This window comes from Micromonospora globbae (assembly GCF_036184225.1).
Lineage (GTDB): Bacteria > Actinomycetota > Actinomycetes > Mycobacteriales > Micromonosporaceae > Micromonospora > Micromonospora globbae.
In genome coordinates this window covers 5,324,060-5,340,328 of record NZ_CP108084.1, presented here as the reverse complement: position 1 = coordinate 5,340,328, position 16,269 = coordinate 5,324,060, and the positions used below count along the sequence as shown (strand labels likewise).

General features: G+C 75.3%; 14 protein-coding genes. 6 read left to right on the top strand and 8 right to left on the bottom strand.

Annotation, left to right across the window (positions count from 1 at the left end):
- Positions 1–43: 43 nt before the first annotated feature.
- The 3 genes from OG994_RS24140 to OG994_RS24130 are packed head-to-tail and all read left to right on the top strand — an operon-like array spanning position 44 to position 2,284.
- Positions 44–679: a 5-oxoprolinase subunit B family protein gene (locus tag OG994_RS24140; protein WP_328851068.1), complete on the top strand. Its 636-nt coding sequence runs from the start codon at positions 44–46 to the stop codon at positions 677–679.
- On the top strand, positions 676–1,551 hold the full coding sequence (locus OG994_RS24135) for a 5-oxoprolinase subunit C family protein (protein ID WP_328851067.1): 876 nt from the start codon (positions 676–678) through the stop codon (positions 1,549–1,551). The genes OG994_RS24140 and OG994_RS24135 overlap by 4 nt, the downstream gene beginning before the upstream one ends.
- Positions 1,535–2,284, top strand: coding sequence for a LamB/YcsF family protein (locus OG994_RS24130; protein WP_120328211.1), 750 nt, complete (start codon positions 1,535–1,537; stop codon positions 2,282–2,284). The genes OG994_RS24135 and OG994_RS24130 overlap by 17 nt, the downstream gene beginning before the upstream one ends.
- Positions 2,285–2,339: 55 nt before the next feature.
- Here OG994_RS24130 and OG994_RS24125 read toward each other — a convergent pair whose 3' ends face one another.
- The 7 genes from OG994_RS24125 to OG994_RS24095 all read right to left on the bottom strand — a co-directional run bounded on the left by OG994_RS24125 (position 2,340) and on the right by OG994_RS24095 (position 12,254).
- Entirely contained in the window at positions 2,340–4,172 is a 1,833-nt protein-coding gene (locus tag OG994_RS24125) for an NHL domain-containing thioredoxin family protein (protein WP_328851066.1), read from the bottom strand.
- 121 nt (positions 4,173–4,293) lie between these two features.
- Positions 4,294–6,795 carry an LppU/SCO3897 family protein gene (locus OG994_RS24120; protein ID WP_328851065.1) on the bottom strand — a complete coding sequence of 834 codons (2,502 nt, stop codon included), beginning with the start codon at positions 6,793–6,795 and terminating at the stop codon, positions 4,294–4,296.
- Positions 6,796–7,139: 344 nt separating this feature from the next.
- A complete protein-coding gene (locus OG994_RS24115) occupies positions 7,140–7,277 on the bottom strand; it encodes a hypothetical protein (RefSeq protein WP_168222356.1) in 138 nt (45 codons plus the stop codon).
- A 222-nt stretch (positions 7,278–7,499) separates the two neighbouring features.
- The gene (locus OG994_RS24110; RefSeq protein ID WP_328853782.1) at positions 7,500–8,993 is read right to left on the bottom strand and encodes a dihydrolipoamide acetyltransferase family protein; all 1,494 of its coding nucleotides are present in this window, start codon (positions 8,991–8,993) and stop codon (positions 7,500–7,502) included.
- A gap of 5 nt (positions 8,994–8,998) precedes the next feature.
- Positions 8,999–9,988, bottom strand: coding sequence for an alpha-ketoacid dehydrogenase subunit beta (locus OG994_RS24105; RefSeq protein ID WP_120328207.1), 990 nt, complete (start codon positions 9,986–9,988; stop codon positions 8,999–9,001).
- Positions 9,988–11,163 carry a pyruvate dehydrogenase (acetyl-transferring) E1 component subunit alpha gene (gene pdhA / locus OG994_RS24100; protein WP_120328206.1) on the bottom strand — a complete coding sequence of 392 codons (1,176 nt, stop codon included), beginning with the start codon at positions 11,161–11,163 and terminating at the stop codon, positions 9,988–9,990. The genes OG994_RS24105 and pdhA overlap by 1 nt, the downstream gene beginning before the upstream one ends.
- 647 nt (positions 11,164–11,810) lie before the next feature.
- Entirely contained in the window at positions 11,811–12,254 is a 444-nt protein-coding gene (locus tag OG994_RS24095) for a hypothetical protein (protein ID WP_328851064.1), read from the bottom strand.
- Positions 12,255–12,582: 328 nt separating this feature from the next.
- Here OG994_RS24095 and OG994_RS24090 point away from each other — a divergent pair, with 328 nt between their 5' ends.
- The gene (locus OG994_RS24090) at positions 12,583–13,209 is read left to right on the top strand and encodes a phosphoesterase PA-phosphatase (protein ID WP_328851063.1); all 627 of its coding nucleotides are present in this window, start codon (positions 12,583–12,585) and stop codon (positions 13,207–13,209) included.
- 52 nt (positions 13,210–13,261) lie between these two features.
- On the opposite strand, the gene OG994_RS24085 is transcribed toward OG994_RS24090, so the two are convergent.
- A complete protein-coding gene (locus tag OG994_RS24085; RefSeq protein ID WP_120328204.1) occupies positions 13,262–13,957 on the bottom strand; it encodes an NUDIX hydrolase in 696 nt (231 codons plus the stop codon).
- Between the two features lie 73 nt (positions 13,958–14,030).
- Between OG994_RS24085 and OG994_RS24080 the strand changes: the two genes are divergently transcribed.
- Together OG994_RS24080 and OG994_RS24075 are read left to right on the top strand one after the other, a co-directional pair.
- Complete coding sequence (locus tag OG994_RS24080) at positions 14,031–15,092, top strand: SPFH domain-containing protein (RefSeq protein ID WP_328851062.1); 1,062 nt, start codon at positions 14,031–14,033, stop codon at positions 15,090–15,092.
- A 194-nt stretch (positions 15,093–15,286) separates the two neighbouring features.
- Positions 15,287–16,165 (top strand): hypothetical protein, encoded by an 879-nt coding sequence (locus OG994_RS24075; protein WP_328851061.1) that lies wholly within the window; start codon positions 15,287–15,289, stop codon positions 16,163–16,165.
- Positions 16,166–16,269 lie beyond the last annotated feature (104 nt).

Here is a 16,269-nt window from a genome sequence, read left to right as displayed (position 1 = left end):
GACGGTACGGCGGCGCCCGGCGCCGGTCCGCCAAGATGGCGGCATGCGGATCCGACCCGTCGGGATGCACGCCCTGCTGCTCGACTGCGCCGACCCGGGCGACCCGTCCGCCGACGTGGCCGGCCGCGTCGAGGCGTGGCGGGCCGAGCTCACCGCCCGCCGCGAGCGGGGTGAGCTGACCGCCACGGAGATCGTCCCGGCGGCCGCCACCGTCCTGCTCGACGGCGTACCCGATCCCGCGGCGGCCGCCCGGCTCATCGCCACCTGGACACCGCGGGCGGCCAGCGCCGGCGGTGCGGCGGGGCTCGTCGAGGTCCCCGTGACGTACGACGGAGCGGACCTGCCGGTCGTCGCGCAGCGCTGGGGCACCACCGTGCCGGCGGTGGTCGACCGGCTGGCCCGCACCGAGTTCCGGGTGGCCTTCTGCGGTTTCGCCCCCGGCTTCCCGTACCTCACCGGGCTCCCGGCAGACCTCGCGCTGCCCCGGCTGCCGACACCCCGGCCCCGCGTCCCGGCCGGCTCGGTCGCGCTGGCCGGCCCGTACGCCGGTATCTACCCGAGCGCGTCCCCGGGCGGCTGGCTGCTGGTCGGCCGGACCGGGATCGTGCTCTTCGACGTGGCCGGCGATCCACCGGCCCGGCTCACCCCCGGCACCCGCGTCCGCCTGGTGGCGACGTGACCGCCGGACACCAGCCGGCGGGCGAGGTCGAGGTGCTCCGGGCCGGGGCGCTCACCACCGTGCAGGACCTCGGCCGTCCCGGCTACGCGCACCTCGGCGTGCCCCGCTCCGGTGCCCTCGACCCGGCCGCGCTGCGGCTGGCCAACCGCCTCGTCGGCAACCCGGAGGCCGCCGCCGGGCTGGAGATCACCGCGACCGGCTGCACGCTGCGCCTCACCCGGGCGGCCACCGTGGCCGTCACCGGCGCCGACGCGGAGATCCGGGTCGGCCCGCGTCCGGGCGACGTGGGCCGGCCGCTCTCCGTACCGGCCGGGGCGGTGCTGCGGATCGGCCCGGCCAGCCGAGGGGTCCGCAACTGGCTGGCCGTCGACGGCGGTGTCGACGTACCGCCCGTGCTCGGCAGCCGGGCCACCGACACCCTCTCGGGGCTCGGCCCGCCCCCGCTGCGCGACGGCGACCGGCTGCCCCTGGGCACGCCGGCCGAACCGCCCCCGCCGGTCGACCTGACCGTCGGCCCGCCACCCCGGGACGAACTGCGGCTCACCCTCCGGCTCGGCCCGCGCGACGACTGGTTCACCCCGGCCGCACTCGACCGGCTGTTCGACACGGCGTACACCGTGAGCCCGCTCAGCAACCGGATCGGCGCGCGACTCGCCGGCGCGCCGCTGCCCCGCGCGGTCACCGGCGAACTGCCCAGCGAGGGCGTCGTGCTCGGTGCGGTGCAGGTGCCCGCCGACGGCCAACCGCTGATCTTCCTGGCCGACCACCCGACGACCGGCGGGTACCCGGTCGTCGGGGTGGTGGCCGACGTGACCCCCCTCGCGCAGGCCCGCCCAGGCACTACCGTCAGGTTCCATGGACCTCAACGCTGACCTCGGCGAGGGCTTCGGCATCTGGCGGCTCGGCGACGACGAGGCTCTGCTCGGCCTCATCACCTCCGCGAACGTCGCCTGCGGGTTCCACGGCGGCGACCCGTCGACCATGCGGCGGGTCTGCGCCGAGGCGGCGCGGCGGGGGGTCGCCGTGGGCGCCCAGGTCGGCTACCGCGACCTGGCGGGGTTCGGCCGGCGGCACATCGCGTACGACTTCGCGGAGCTGCGCGACGAGGTCATCTACCAGCTCGGCGCCCTGGACGCGTTCTGCCGGGCGTTCCGCACCCGCGTGCGCTACCTGAAACCGCACGGCGCGCTCTACCACGCCGCCTCCCGTGACGAGTCACAGGCGGCCGCGCTGGTGGCAGCCGTCAACGAGTACGACGACCAGCTCCCGCTGCTCTGCGCGCCCGGCTCGGTGCTCGCCCAACTGGCCGTCGGCGCCGGGCTGCGCGTGGTCGCCGAGGGCTTCGCCGACCGGGGCTACCTGCCCAACGGGACACTCGTGCCCCGCAACGCGCCCGGCGCGCTCGTCACCGACCCGGAGCAGGTCGCCGAGCGGGCCGTGCGCATGGCCACCGAGCGGACCGTGGTGGCGGTGGACGGCAGCGTGGTGCCCTGCCAGGTGGAGTCGATCTGCCTGCACGGGGACAGCCCCGGCGCCGTCGCCTCGGCGGAGATGGTCCGCGCCGCGCTCATCGACGCCGGGGTCGCGCTCAGCCCGTTCGCGTGACGCGAGGGGCCCTTCCCGGCTCACCGCGTCGAGAAGGGCCCTCCGCCACGGAGCCTCAGGCGTCCAGACCGCGCAGCACCAGGGGCAGGCGTGCCGCGCCGTCGTCGACCACGCGCACCGGCACCCCCCAGTCCTGCCGCGTCAGGTGGCAGGCCGCGTGCTCGACGTCCGCGTCGCACGTCGCCGCCTGGGCGGTCACCTGGAGCACACCGCCGTCCACCGCACTGTTGATCACCAGGCGCCGGGACAGCTCGGTGGTCGTCCCCGTCCCTTCCAGCAGCAGCTCCGGCGGGGAGGCGGACACGACGAGCCGGGTGGAGGGCCCGTACGTCTCGTCCAGCTTCTGCCCCGGCGCCGGGGTGAAGATCACGTCCAGCGTCAGCTCGCCCGGCGCCACGTCCGTCGGCTTCCGCTCGGTGCGGTGCCGGGGCCCGTCCACCGTGTTCGCGCCCGCGGCGGCCAGCGCGCCGGGCGCCAGCCGGGTGAGCCGGTGCGCGGCGGACTCCACGACCAGCACCTCCCCGGCCGGGGTGAGCACCACGTCGCTCGGCTCCGCGAGGCCGTCGGCGACGGTCGACACCTGGTCCGTCGCCGGGTCGAAGCGGCGGACCGCGCCGTTGTACGTGTCGGCGATCAGCACCGACCCGTCCGGCAGCGCGCACACGCCGAGCGGGTGCTGGAGCAGCGCCGAGGACGCCGGCCCGTCGACGTGGCCGAAGTCGAAGAGACCCTGCCCGACCGCCGTGCCCATCACGCCGTTCTCGACGTACCGGATCGCGCTGGTCTCGCTGTCGGCCACCCAGAGCCGGGCACCGTCGGCGGAGACGGAGAGACCGGACGGCTGGGCCATCCACGCCTCGGCCAGCGGGCCGTCCCGCAGCGCCTCCACGGTGGTGCCCGCGTACATGCCGGCGGTCCGCTTCACCGGATCGAACCACCAGAGCTGGTGGATGCCCGCCATCGCGATGACGACCTTGTCGTCGTACCAGGCCAGGTCCCAGGGGGACGACAGGTCCACGGCGAGGGCGTCGTGGGCGTGGTCGTCGACCGTCGAACGCCACGGCCGCCCGCTGCCGGCCACCGTCACCACCTCGCCGGTCGCCAGCCGTACGCCCCGCAGCAGGTGGTTGACCGTGTCCGCGACGACCAGGTCGTACCCGGCCACCTCGGCCACCTGCGGCGGCAGCAGGCAGAGCCCCTGCGGCTCGGAGAACGTGGCCGCGGCGGCCGGCCCGTCGGCGCGGCCCCGCTCACCCGACCCGATTCGGCGGACCAGGGTCTCCGCGTCCGGCGCCAGCTCGACCAGCGAATGCCGGGCCGAGTCGGAGACCAGCAGGTTGCCGTTCTCCAGCAACACCGCCTTGCCCGGGAAGCGCAGGACGGTCTCCGGTTCGGCGGGCGGCACGTACGGGCCGTCGCCCCGGTGCAGGGTGCCCTTCGCCTCGTGGGTGGCGATCAGCTCGTCGATCAGCCGGGCCAGCCCCTCGGCGTGCCCCTCGCCGGCCATCGTGGCCACCACGTACCCCTCGGGGTCGATCACCGCCAGGGTCGGCCAGGCGCGGGCGGCGTACTGCTGCCACATGTTCAGCTCAGGGTCGTCGAGCACCGGGTGGTGGACGCCGTACCGCTCGACGGCCGCCGCGAGCGCGTCCGCGTCCTTCTCGTGCTCGAACTTCGGGGAGTGGACGCCGATCACCACGAGGACGTCGCCGTACTTCTCCTCCAGCGGCCGCAGCTCGTCCAGCACGTGGAGGCAGTTGATGCAGCAGAAGGTCCAGAAGTCCGCGATGACGATCTTGCCGCGGAGGTCGGCGAGGGTGAGATCGCGGCCGCCGGTGTTCAACCAGCCCCGGCCGCGCAGCTCGGGAGCCCGTACTCGTGCGCTCATGGGCCCCAGTCTGCCGGACCCGGAGGGCGGCGACCGGCGCTACCCCGCGCGGGCTCGATCACACCTGGCCGTCCACACGACGGCGGGGCCACGGTCGCCCGTGGCCCCGCCGGTGTCGCGTCTACTGGCTGGTCGCCGGCTTCAGGCACAGCACCCGGTTGGGGCCGTCGCCCTGCAGGACGACGTGCGGCAGGCTCGGGTCGCCGCACTTGTCCTTGTTGTCGACCTTCGAGACGACCGTGAACGCGCCCGCCTCACCGCAGTCCGCCGGTGCGGCGCTCTGGCCGGACTGCTTCACGCACGAGCCCACCGCCGGGTCGAACGCCGCCGGCGCCTGGTCCCCGCCGATCTTGCCGAGCAGGAACAGCAGCCCGAGCGGCACGGCGAGGATGAGCACCGCCGCGGTGAGCACGGCGGCCAGCACCCGTCCGTTGCGGACCTTCGGCGTGGGCGCCTCGGTCTTCGGCTCCTCGTCCGGCTTGAACGCGTCGAACCGGCTCTGGTCGGTGTCCGGCGCGCCCTGCGCCCACGACGGGGTGGACTGCTGCTGCTGAGGCGGCGGCGGGAAGGCCGGCGGGAAGGCGGTCGTGTGCGCCGGCTGCTGCTCGGGCATCGGGGGCGGCCCGTAGCCCGCGACGCCCGGCATCCCGTGATCGGGGGACGCGGGCGCCGGCGGCCCGAACGGGTCGGCCGGACGCTCGCCGCCGGGGTGCGGGCGCACCCCGTTGACCGGACGGTTGCTGCTGGGCGCGTCGGTGAAGGTCGGCATGCCCGGCGGGAACGGTGGCGGGGCCGGCGGACCCGAACTCGGCGGGGCCTCCAGGTAGCCGTTCGACGCCGGTGCGATCCGGTCGCGGTCGTCGAAGGAGTCCGGGCCGGTCTCGGGCCGCGCGTCGGCACCGTACGCCTGCTGCTCGGCCCCGTACGCCTGCGGCTCCGCGCCGTACGCCTGCGGCTCCGCGCCGTAGGCCGGCTGCTCCGCGCCGTACGCCTGCCCGGCGGCCTGCTCCGGCTCGTCCGCCGCCTCCGGGCGGGTCGGCCGGCCGTACACCCGGGGCTGCGGAGCGGGCGCACCCGTCGGCAGCACGGGCTGGTCCGGCGGCGGCATCACCCGGCTGGCCAGCGGCACGGCGGCGCTCGCCGTGGCGCGGGCCGCTCCCGCCTCGGGCGACGTACGCGGCGCGGGCACCACGGGCGCGGAGGGTGCGTCGTTGCGGGCGTCGGCCTGCCCCCAACCGGCCTGCTCCGGCTCGTGCGAGTGCCCGGCCGGGCCGGCGGGCGGCCAGTCGTTCCGCTCACCGGGCTGCCCGTCGGCCGCACCGTACGGGGCGGGCGGCGCGAAGTCGGCGGGGGGCGCGTAGTCGGCGGGCGGTTCGGCGGCGAGGCTCGCACCGGGCACCCGCTGCTCCTGCGGCGGGAGCGGCACCACGTTCGCCGGCGAGATGCCCGGCGCGGGGGCGGGCTGGTAGATCGGGCCGTCCTCGGCACGCTCGGCGGGTCGGTTCGCGGAGTCGGCGTCGGTGCGGCCCCACGCCTCGCCGGGCGCCCACGGCTCCACGTCGGGCACGGCCGGGCGCTCACTCGGCGTCCACTGCGGAGGGTTGCCCGTGCCGGGCACGGAGGCGCTGGCACGCGCCGGCGCCCCGGCGTTGGGCTCGGCGGCCCAGCCGCCGGAGCGGGCCGGGTCGGACTGGGCCGGACCGGGGTCGTCCTGCGGCCGGTCCTGGTCCTGCGCGAGCACCCAGTCCGGCTGCCGTGGCCGGTCCTCCGGAGCGGCGCCCCAGGGCTGCCCGGGGTCCTGCGGGGTCGCGGTGCCCGCGCCCCAGCCGCCGGAGGTCTCCGACTGCTGGTCCCGCTGGGCGTCCTCCGCCCAACCACCGTTGGAGCCCGGGTCCTGCTGTGGCGCCCATCCCTCGGCGCCGGCGTCCGCCGTGGGCACCTGCGCGGCACCGCGCGCAGCGGGCGCGCCCGCCCACGCCGGGGAGCCCTGCTCCGCCTGCGCCCAGGCCGGAGTCGCCTGGGCGGCGCCGTTCCAGCCGCCGGAGGTGGCGGGGTCGTCCTGTGTGGTGCCGTCGGCCCACCCGCCGTTCGCGGGCCCCGGCTGCTGGCCACCCCAGCCAGCGCCGGGCTGGCCGTTCTGCGGCGACGGCCCGCCGGCCTGCTGCGGGGTCCACCCGCCCGAACGGGCCGGGTCCTCCTGCGGCCAGGTCTGCGGCGGCGTGGCGGGCGGCGGCACCTGGGCCGCGCCGCGGGCGGAGGGCTGGGTGTTCGTCCAGCCGGGCTGCTCACCCGCCCAGCCCTGCCCGGACTGCTCGGGCTGTCCGCCCCAACCGGGCTGGGGTGCGCCGGTGGCGGCCCACGGCGCGGGCTGCCCCGGCTGGGCCGCGGGCGACGTCGGTGCGGCGCCCCACGCGGCGGGAGGCTGGTCCTGCTGTGCCGCCCAGGCGGGGGCGGGCGAATTGGGTGCTGCCGGGGGCGGGGGCGCCCAGCCCAGGTCCGGCCCGGCGGCGCCGTAGCCGTTTCCCGGTTGCGCCGGGCGGTCGCCGTACGGCGCCGGTCCGCCGGCGCCCGGCGACACCTCGTCCGGCTCCTGGCCGGGGTGGTGCGGGCCCTCGGACGTCATCGGTGCGCCTCCTCCATCACATGTCGGCCGCCGTGCCGGTCGGTCTTCTCGGCGTGGCTGCCGGCGTCGCCGGCGTACCGGCCGTGCTGCGCTCCCCGCACCGTATCCGGTGGCCGTTCACGGCGCCCGGGGAGCACCGGTCGTCACTTCCTGTCACCGGACGGTGGCGAACTGCTCGTACCAGTTCGGCCCGTCCCGCGTCGGCGGGCGACGACCGAAGCCCACCGTACCGGGCGCTGCCCCCAGGTGGAATCCCGGTGCCAATGGGTGTGAAACGCCGATGACCCGCCCGGTGGTACCGGGCGGGTCATCGATCTGGAGGAGGTGAGGAAAGTCGTCGCGCGTCAGCTCATGTGACGCTGGGCGATGGCGAGGATCTCCTCGCGGACCGCCGGCGAGTTGGCGGAGCGCAGCGCGTGCTCGATGGCACGGGCGCGGCGGTTGGCGTCGCGGCGGGTCCTGATTCGCTCGATCATGCTCATGGTTGGTCTCTCCTCCGGCTATTCGGTTGTCGGCCCCTTGATGTCTCCATTGAACCCCAACGCGACGGCAACGTCCATCGATTATTAGGTGAGCTGCGACACGAGCCGAATAATCAAAGGTTCTGGCGGGGCTCTGCCGACGTTTCTGTCGCCCAACGGACACGGCCGGTGTGCCGGGAGTTCATCCCTGGCACACCGGCCGTGGCTGGTGCGACGGACCGGTCAGGTCCAGGCGAGCAACGCCGCCTCGGGGTCGGCGAGGAAGTCCCCCACGTCCCGGAGGAACTTCGACCCGAGCTCACCGTCGATGATCCGGTGATCGAAGGAGAGGCCCAGCGTGGTGACCTGGCGCGGGCGGACCTTGCCCTTGTGCACCCACGGCATCTCGCGGATCGCGCCGAAGGCCAGGATCGCCGACTCGCCCGGCGGCAGGATCGGCGTGCCGGTGTCCACACCGAACACCCCCACGTTGGTGATGGTGAGGGTGCCGCCGGACATGTCCGCCGGCGAGGTGCGGCCGGCCTTGGCCGTCTGCACCAGGTCGGTCAGCGCGTCGGCCAGCTCGCGGAGCGAGAGCCGGCCGGCGTCCTTGATGTTCGGCACGATGAGCCCGCGCTCGGTCGCCGCCGCGATGCCCAGGTTGACGTACTCCTTCACGACGATCTCGTCGCCTGCCCAGGTCGAGTTGATCATCGGGTGCCGCTTGACGGCGAGCAGCACGGCCTTGGCGACCAGCAGCAGCGGCGAGATGCGGACGTCGCGCCACTCCCGGCGCTTGCGCAGCCGGTCCAGCGCCTTCATGGCGCGGGTCACGTCGACCGTCAGGAACTCGGTGACGTGCGGTGCCGTGAACGCCGAGCGGGACATGTTCTCGGCGGTGAGCTTGCGTACCCCCTTGACCGGGACGCGCTGCTCGCGGTCCGCGCCGAAGCTCGCCGCCGCGGTGACGGTGGCGGTGGCCGGTGCCGGCTCGGTCGCCGCCGTGGCGGCCCGCTGGACGTCCTCACGGGTGATCGAGCCCAGCGGCCCGGACCCGGTGAGCGTGCGGAGGTCGACGCCCAGGTCCTTGGCGAGCTTGCGCACCGGCGGCTTCGCCAGCACCATGCCCGCCGTAGCGGTGTGCCCGTTGCTCCCGGCCGGCGCGGCCGGTGCCGGGACGACCGGCGTGGCCGGAGCCGCCGTCGCGGCGGGCTGCGTCGGGGCGGGCTGCGCCGGAGCCGCCGCCGCGGCCGTGGCGGTCTGTGCCGGGACGACGCCCTTGCGCGGGCGACGCTTGGCCGCCGTCGTCCGCGGGCCGTAACCGACCAGCACCGCGGTACGTCCGCCCGGCGCGGGGCCACCGATCAGGCCCGGCTCGACCATGCCCTCGGCGGGCGCCACCTCCACCGCGGCCAGCGAGGCGGCCGACGGCGTGGGCAGGTCGCCCGCGGCGCCCGACGGCGCCTCGGGAGTCTCGATCGGGCCGGCGTCGGGGTCGGTGTCGATCGCGATGATCGGGGTGCCGACCTCGACCGTGGTGCCCTCCGGGTGGAAGATCGCCTGCACCCGACCGGCCCACTTCGCCGGGATCTCCACGGCCGCCTTGGCCGTCTCCACCTCGACGATCGGCTGGTTCAGCTCGACGACGTCGCCGACCTTCACGAGCCAGCTGAGGATCTCGCCCTCGGTCAGGCCCTCACCCAGGTCGGGAAGGTTGAACTCCTTGATCCGTGACATGCCGCTCACCAGCCGAAGGTGCGGTCGACGGCGTCGAGCACCCGGTCGAGGTCGGGCAGGTACTCCTCCTCCACCCGGGCCGCCGGGTAGGGGGTGTCGAAGCCGGTCACGCGCAGCACCGGCGCCTCCAGCGAGTAGAAGCACTCCTCGGTGATCCGCGCCGCGATCTCGGCGCCGAGACCCACGTTGGACGGCGCCTCGTGCACCACCACGGCCCGGCCGGTGCGCCGCACCGACTCGTACACCACGCCGAGGTCGAGCGGCGACAGCGTACGCAGGTCGATGACCTCCAGCTCGCGGCCGTCCTCGGCGGCGGCGGTCGCCGCGTCCAGGCAGGTGCGCACCATCGGCCCGTACGCCAGCAGGGTGGCGTCGGTGCCGGGGCGGGCGACCCGCGCGGCGTGCAGGGGGTACGCGTCGGCCAGCGGCGCGTCCACGTCGACCGGGCCCTTCTCCCAGTAGCGCCGCTTCGGCTCCAGGAAGACGACCGGGTCGTCCGACGCGATGGCCTGCTGGATCATCACGTACGCGTCCTGGGGGTTCGCGCAGGAGACCACCTTGAGACCGGCGGTGTGCGAGAAGTACGCCTCGGGCGACTCGGAGTGGTGCTCGACCGCGCCGATGCCGCCGCCGAACGGGATCCGGATCACCATGGGGATCCGCAGCTTCCCGCGGGAGCGGTAGTGCATCTTCGCCACCTGCGACACGATCTGGTCGTACGCGGGGTAGACGAAGCCGTCGAACTGGATCTCGCAGACCGGCCGGTAGCCGCGGATGGCCAGGCCGACCGCGGTGCCGATGATGCCGGACTCGGCGAGCGGGGTGTCGATCACCCGCTGGTCGCCGAAGTCCTTCTGGAGCCCGTCGGTGATCCGGAAGACACCGCCGAGCTTGCCGACGTCCTCGCCCATGATGACGACCTTCGGGTCGTTCTCGAGGGCGCGACGCAGGCCCACGTTGAGGGCCTTGCCAATGGTGAGCGTCTCCGTGGCCATCAGTGCGCGCTCCCCTCGAACGACTCCAGGTACCGGCTGAACTGCTCGCGCTGCTGGTCGAGCAGGGGCGAGCCGTGGGGATAGACGTGGTCGAAGAGGCTGGTCGGCTCCGGGTCGGGCATCGCGAGCACGCGCTCGCGCAGGTGCACCGACTCCCGCTTGGCCTGCTCGTCGACCTCGGCGAAGAAGTCGGCGTCGGCGATCTTCTGCTTCTCGAGGAACGCCTTCATCCGGGCGATCGGGTCCTTGGCCTGCCACGCCTCGACCTCGCTCGCGATCCGGTAGCGGGTCGGGTCGTCGGAGGTGGTGTGCGCGCCCATCCGGTAGGTGTACGCCTCGATGAGGCTCGGGCCCTGCCCGTGCCGGGCGTTGTCCAGCGCGTGCCGGGTCACCGCGTACGAGGCGAGCACGTCGTTGCCGTCCACGCGTACGCCCGGGAAGCCGAAGCCCGCGGCCCGCTGGTAGAGCGGGATCCGGGTCTGCCGCTCCAGCGGCTCGGAGATCGCGTACTGGTTGTTCTGGCAGAAGAAGACGAGCGGCGCGTTGAAGACGCCGGCCCAGACGAAGGCCTCGTTGACGTCGCCCTGGCTGCTGGCGCCGTCACCGAAGTACGCGATGACCGCCTCGCCGTCGTCGGTGCCGGTCCGGCCGTCCATGGCGACGCCCATGGCGTACCCGGTCGCGTGCAGGGTCTGCGCCCCGATCACGATCGTGTACATGTTGAACTTGAACTCGTTCGGGTCCCAGCCGCCCTGGTCGACGCCCCGGAACAGGCCGAGCGGCATGATCGGGTCGATGCCCCGGCAGTAGAGGACGCCGTGCTCCCGGTAGGTCGGGAAGGCCATGTCCTGCGGGCGCAATGCCCGCCCGGAGCCGACCTGCGCCGCCTCCTGGCCGAGCAGGCTCGCCCAGATGCCCAGCTCACCCTGCCGCTGGAGAGCGGTGGCCTCGGCGTCCAGCTTCCGTACGAGCACCAGGTCGCGGTAGAGGCCGCGGTACTCCTCGTCGGTGAAGTCGACGCGGTACACGGTGCCGTCCGGCCCGGTGACGCTGTCGACGCGCTCGCCGTCGGGGGTGAGCAGTTGTACAAGTTCGGGGTCGCCGACCGCGCCCTTCCTGGACCGGGGTGCGGCCCGCCTGCTGCGGGTGGTGGACCCGGGGTCGCCCTTTGCCATCCGTCTCTCCCTGTCGTGTCTGCGTCGGCACCGGGGGGTCACCCGGCCGCGCAAATCCTGCGCCTGCCCGGCTGATGCCGGACCGGTTCCTGGCGGCCGCGCCTAGCCCCGGTGGGGGTTGCCGCGCGGCGTGAGCCGGATTCAGTTGGCCGAACCCGGTTCGGGAGCGCCGGCGTCCCGCCGCGCCTGCCGCGAGGGTGCGCGGAGGCCGCGGCTGCGTTGCCGTCGTGCTCCATATTCGCAGAGGAGGTGAGGGGGCCCACAGTACGCCCGGCCTGCTCGTTCGGGCACCGATCGCTTCGCGGCCTTTGTCAACAACGGCGCGCGGCGCGCCCGACGACGATCCGGTCATGGTTCGTCACCGTTCGGGCAGTTGGGCATGTCGACACGCTGTAGAGGGCTGGTCAACCCAGCGTCACTCCGCCACCCTGATTCCCGGCGGGTTCGCCGCGATCGGGTGTTTTGCCGCACCCCTGCGTGCCCGGCTCCCCGACCCGACTGTCCACGATCGACCAGAGGGAGGCGCTGGTGTCCGAGCCGGCCGACGGTCCCCCCACGCCGCTGCTCGGCCGGCACCGGGCGGCGGGTGGCTACCGACGGGTGGTGGGGGCGCACCGGGCCCCCGGCTCCGCCGGTCCGCCGCGGGGTTATCTCTTCACTGTCGCGCTGCTGGCCGGCACCGCGTCGATGCCGATCCTCGCGGCGATCAGCGCGGGTTCCGCCACCGTGGGCAGCACGGCGCTGCCCGACCACGGCACCCCGTTCATCCCGACACCCAGCGTGGGGCCGGTGGTCGTCCCGCTGCCGACGAGCAGCCAGGCGGCCGTGCCGCCGCGCGCCACGGGCAGTCCGACGGCGGTGAGCGGCTGGTCGGCCGACTTCCCGGCCCGGGAGCCGGACCGGTCGGGCGCCCGCGAGGTGGACCCGACCCGCGGGGCGGTCGAGCCACCCCGGCGGCCCGTACGCCCGGCGCCACGCCCCACGCGGACCGCGCCGCCGCCGTCCCGGCCGCCCGTCACGCCGAGCCCGTCGCCCAGCGTCTCGCCGACCGACGAGCCCACCGTCAGTCCGTCCCCGTCCGACACGGTCACGCCGTCACCGCCCCGGCCCGTCACGCCGACCCCCACGGCCGACCCCACCGATCCGGTGCCGCCCGAGGATCCACCGGAGCCCACCGACCCGTCCCCGAGCACGACGGACGTCCCCCGGCCGACCGCCAGCGTCCGTCCGACCGTCGGACCCCGCCCCACGCCGGAGCGGAGCGCGAGCGGCGCTCCCTCGCCGACGGGCGGTGTCGCCCCGTCCGTGGCGGAACCCGTTGGCGGGCCCTCGGTCGAGCCGCGGCCGGTACGGTGACGATCAGGAGCGGCTGAGCCGTCCGGCCGGTCCGGGCCGGCGGGTGCACGTGGAGGAGACGGCGTGGGCGGCGGTGCGGAATCCCGTCGGTCGGCCGCGCCCCGACCCGGCCCGACGCTGCGGTTCGCCCGGCTCGTCACCGAGCTGTCGGCGCCGGCGGTGCTGGTCTCGCTGCTGACGCTCGCCGTCGGCTGGCACAGCACGGCGGGCGGGCTGGGCGGGCTCGGGTGGGGACTGCTCGCCGTCCTCTTCGTCAGCGGCATCCCGTTCGCGTACATCGTCGGCGGGGTGCGTCGGGGACGCCTCACCGACCATCACGTCGGGCTGCGCGAGCAGCGTCGCGTACCGCTGCTCGTGGGCCTCTGCTCGGTCGTCGCGGGCCTCGCCCTGCTGGCGGCGCTCGGCGCGCCCAGGCCGGTGCTGGCGCTCGTCGTGGCGGGGGCCATCGGCCTCGTGGTGGCGGTGGCCGTGAGCCACTGGTGGAAGATGTCGATCCACTCGGCGGTGGCCGCCGGCACGGTGGTGATCCTGATCCTCACGTTCGGGGCCCCGCTCCTGGCCGCCGTGCCGCTGCTCGTCCTCGTGGGCTGGTCCCGGGTCCGGCTGCGGGACCACACCGTGCCGCAGGTGCTCGTCGGTGGCCTGGTGGGCGGGCTGGTGGCCGGCGCGGTCTTCGCGGCGCTCAACTGAGCCGCACCCGCCGCGTGAGCGGCGTCGTCGGAGATCGAGATGCCCGCCAACCTCATGGCCGATCGGCGGTGGGGCGGAGCATCGGCGGGTGCAGCAGCTCGGCGGGGCCGCGGCGGAACAGTTGCGCGGGCCGCCCCCGTTCGCCCTCGGTGGACCGCCCCACCGGCTCCACGAACCCCGGTGTGCCGGTCACCTTCCGGTGGAAGTTGCGCGGGTCGAGGCGGGTGCCCCAGACGGTCTCGTAGACGGTGCGCAGCTGCGCGACGGTGAACTCCGGCGGGCAGAACGCGGCGGCCAGCGAGGTGTACTCGAGCTTCGCGCGGGCCCGTTCCACGCCGTCGGCCAGGATCCGGTCGTGGTCGAAGGCGAGCTGGCCGGGCCGGAGCGCCGCGACCGGCAGCCACTCCGCCGAGGCGGCGTCGGTGCCCGCGACCGGGCGGTCGAGGTCGGGCAGGAGGGCCAGCCAGGCCACCGTGACCACCCGCCCGCGCGGGTCGCGGTCCGGCCGGCCGTACGTGCCGAGCTGTTCCAGGTGACCGGCCGGCTCGGCGAGGCCGGTCTCCTCGGTCAACTCGCGGACGGCCGCGGCGGGCAGGTCCTCGTCGACGTGGACGAAGCCGCCCGGCAGCGCCCACCGCCCCCGGTACGGCTCGACGCCGCGCCGGACCAGCAGCACGTTCAGCTCGTCGGACCGGACGGTCAGCACCACGAGGTCGACGGTCACCGCGAAGGGCGGGTACTCGGCCATCTGTTTATCACCACCTTGACGATAATCTAGCAGAGCGGTTATCGTCGGAGTGACGAGAAATGGAGGTGCGGCCATGGCCGACGTGACGAGAAGGGCCTTCCTGCGCCACCTGCGCGGGACGCCGACGAGCTGGGTCCGGTTGCAGGTGGGCGACCGGGTCCGCCGGGAGGGGACCGGCCTGTCGTTCTGGTACCGGCCCCTGCGGGCGGTGCTCAGCGAGGTGCCGGTCGACGACCGGGAGCTGCCGCTGCTCTTCCACGCCCGCACGAAGGACTTCGCCGACATCACCGTCCAGGCGACGGTGACCTACCGGGTGGCCGACCCCGCGCTGGCCGCCCGCCGACTCGACTTCTCCATCGACCCGCGGACCGGCCGGGCCCGTTCCCGCCCGCTCGACCAGGTCGCCACCCTCCTCGCCGAGCTGGCCCAGCAGCCCGCCCTCGACCTGCTCGCCCGGATGCCGCTGGCCGAGGCGCTCGCCGCCATCGCGCCGGTGCGGGAGGCGGTCGCGGCGACCCTGGCAGCCGAGCCGAGGCTCGCCGACGTCGGCGTCGCGGTGGTCAGCGCCCGGGTGGTCGCCATCCGGCCCGAACCCGAACTCGAACGCGCCCTGCAGACCCCGACGCGGGAGGCGGTGCAGGTCGAGGCCGACCGGGCCACGTACGCCCGCCGGGCGCAGGCCGTCGAGCAGGAACGGTCGATCGCCGAGAACGAGCTGCAGAACAAGATCGAGCTGGCCCGGCGCGAGCAGCAGCTCGTCGAACAGCACGGCGCGAACTCGCGGCGCAAGGTCGAACTGGACGCCGCCGCCGAGCTGGCCGCCGCCCAGGGCAAGGCGGAGCGGGAGAAGGTCGCCACCGCCGCGGCCGCCGACCGGGCCCGGGTGCTGGCGGGCGTCGAGGCGGACAAGGAACGGACGCTCGCCGCCGCCCGGGCCGAGGGCGTACGGGCGGTCGGGCACGCCGAGGCCGAGGCGGAGGCGGCCAAGCTCGCCGCGTACGCCGAGCTGCCGCCGGCGGTCCTCCAGACCCTCGCCGTCCGCGAGCTGGCCGGGCAGTTGCCGCAGATCGGGCAGCTCACCGTCACGCCCGACCTGCTCACCGACCTGCTGGCCCGACTGACTCCGGCGCGATGAGGGATGCGCGTGGCGATCGGGCCGGGTCCGGGGTTCCGGCGCTCACCGGCGGGAGGGGGCCGGTGAGCGCCGGGCCGGGGCCGGCGAGCGGCGCCGGGTCGGTGAACGGTGCCGGGTCGGCGAGTAGCGCGGTTGTGGGCCGTGCGGGGCCGGTGGGTGCTGGCGGCGGCACCCTCGCCCCACGGGTGGTCGTGGTGAGCCGGCGCAGCGAACTCGACGAACTGGTGGCCCGGCACGGCACCCGGGCGGCGGCCGACTGGTACCTGCGGGAACGGGGCCGCACGCTGGCCGAGGTGGTCGAGCGGCACGACGCGCTCCAGGCGGCGCTCACGGCGGTCGGCGCGGCCGTACCCGCCGACTGGCGGCGCGGGGCGGTCGACCGGTCGGACCTGCCGCGGTTCCTCTTCGGCCCCGAGGACGTGGTGGTCGCCGTCGGCCAGGACGGGCTGGTGGCCAACGTCGCCAAGTACCTCGCGGGGCAGCCGGTGATCGGCGTGGACCCGGAGCCCGGGCGCAACGCCGGCGTCCTGGTGCGGCACCGGGCCGCCGCGCTGGCCGCCCTGCTGCCGGCGGTCGCGGCCGGTGCGGCGCCGACGCGGGCCCGGACGATGGTCCGGGCCGCGCTCGACGACGGCCAGGAGCTGGTCGGCCTCAACGAGGTGTACGTGGGGCACGCCTCCCACCAGTCCGCGCGCTACCTCCTGTCGGTCGGGGAGCCCGGGCGGATCCGGCGGGAGCGGCACTCCTCCTCCGGGGTGGTGGTCGGCAGCGGTACGGGGGCGACCGGCTGGTGTGCGTCCATCGCGCGGGACCGTCCGGGTGCGCCGCGTCCGCCCGCCCCGGAGGAGGCCGCGCTCTGCTGGTTCGTACGGGAGGCGTGGCCGTCCCCGGTCACCGGGGTGGCGCTCACGACCGGCCGCCTCGACGGCGACGAGCGCCTGGAGCTGGTGGCCGAGTCCGACGGTCTGGTGGTCTTCGCCGACGGCCTCGAAGCCGACCGGCTGACCCTGGACTGGGGACAGCGGCTCACCGTCTCGGTGGCCTCCCGCCGCCTGAACCTCGTCGAGCCCTGACGGCCCGCCACCCTCCCCGGCCGCCTCCCGCCACCCTCCCCGTTGATCATGAGGTTGGCGGGGGAATCAGAGATCGAACTCCCCGCCAACCTCATGATCGTCGG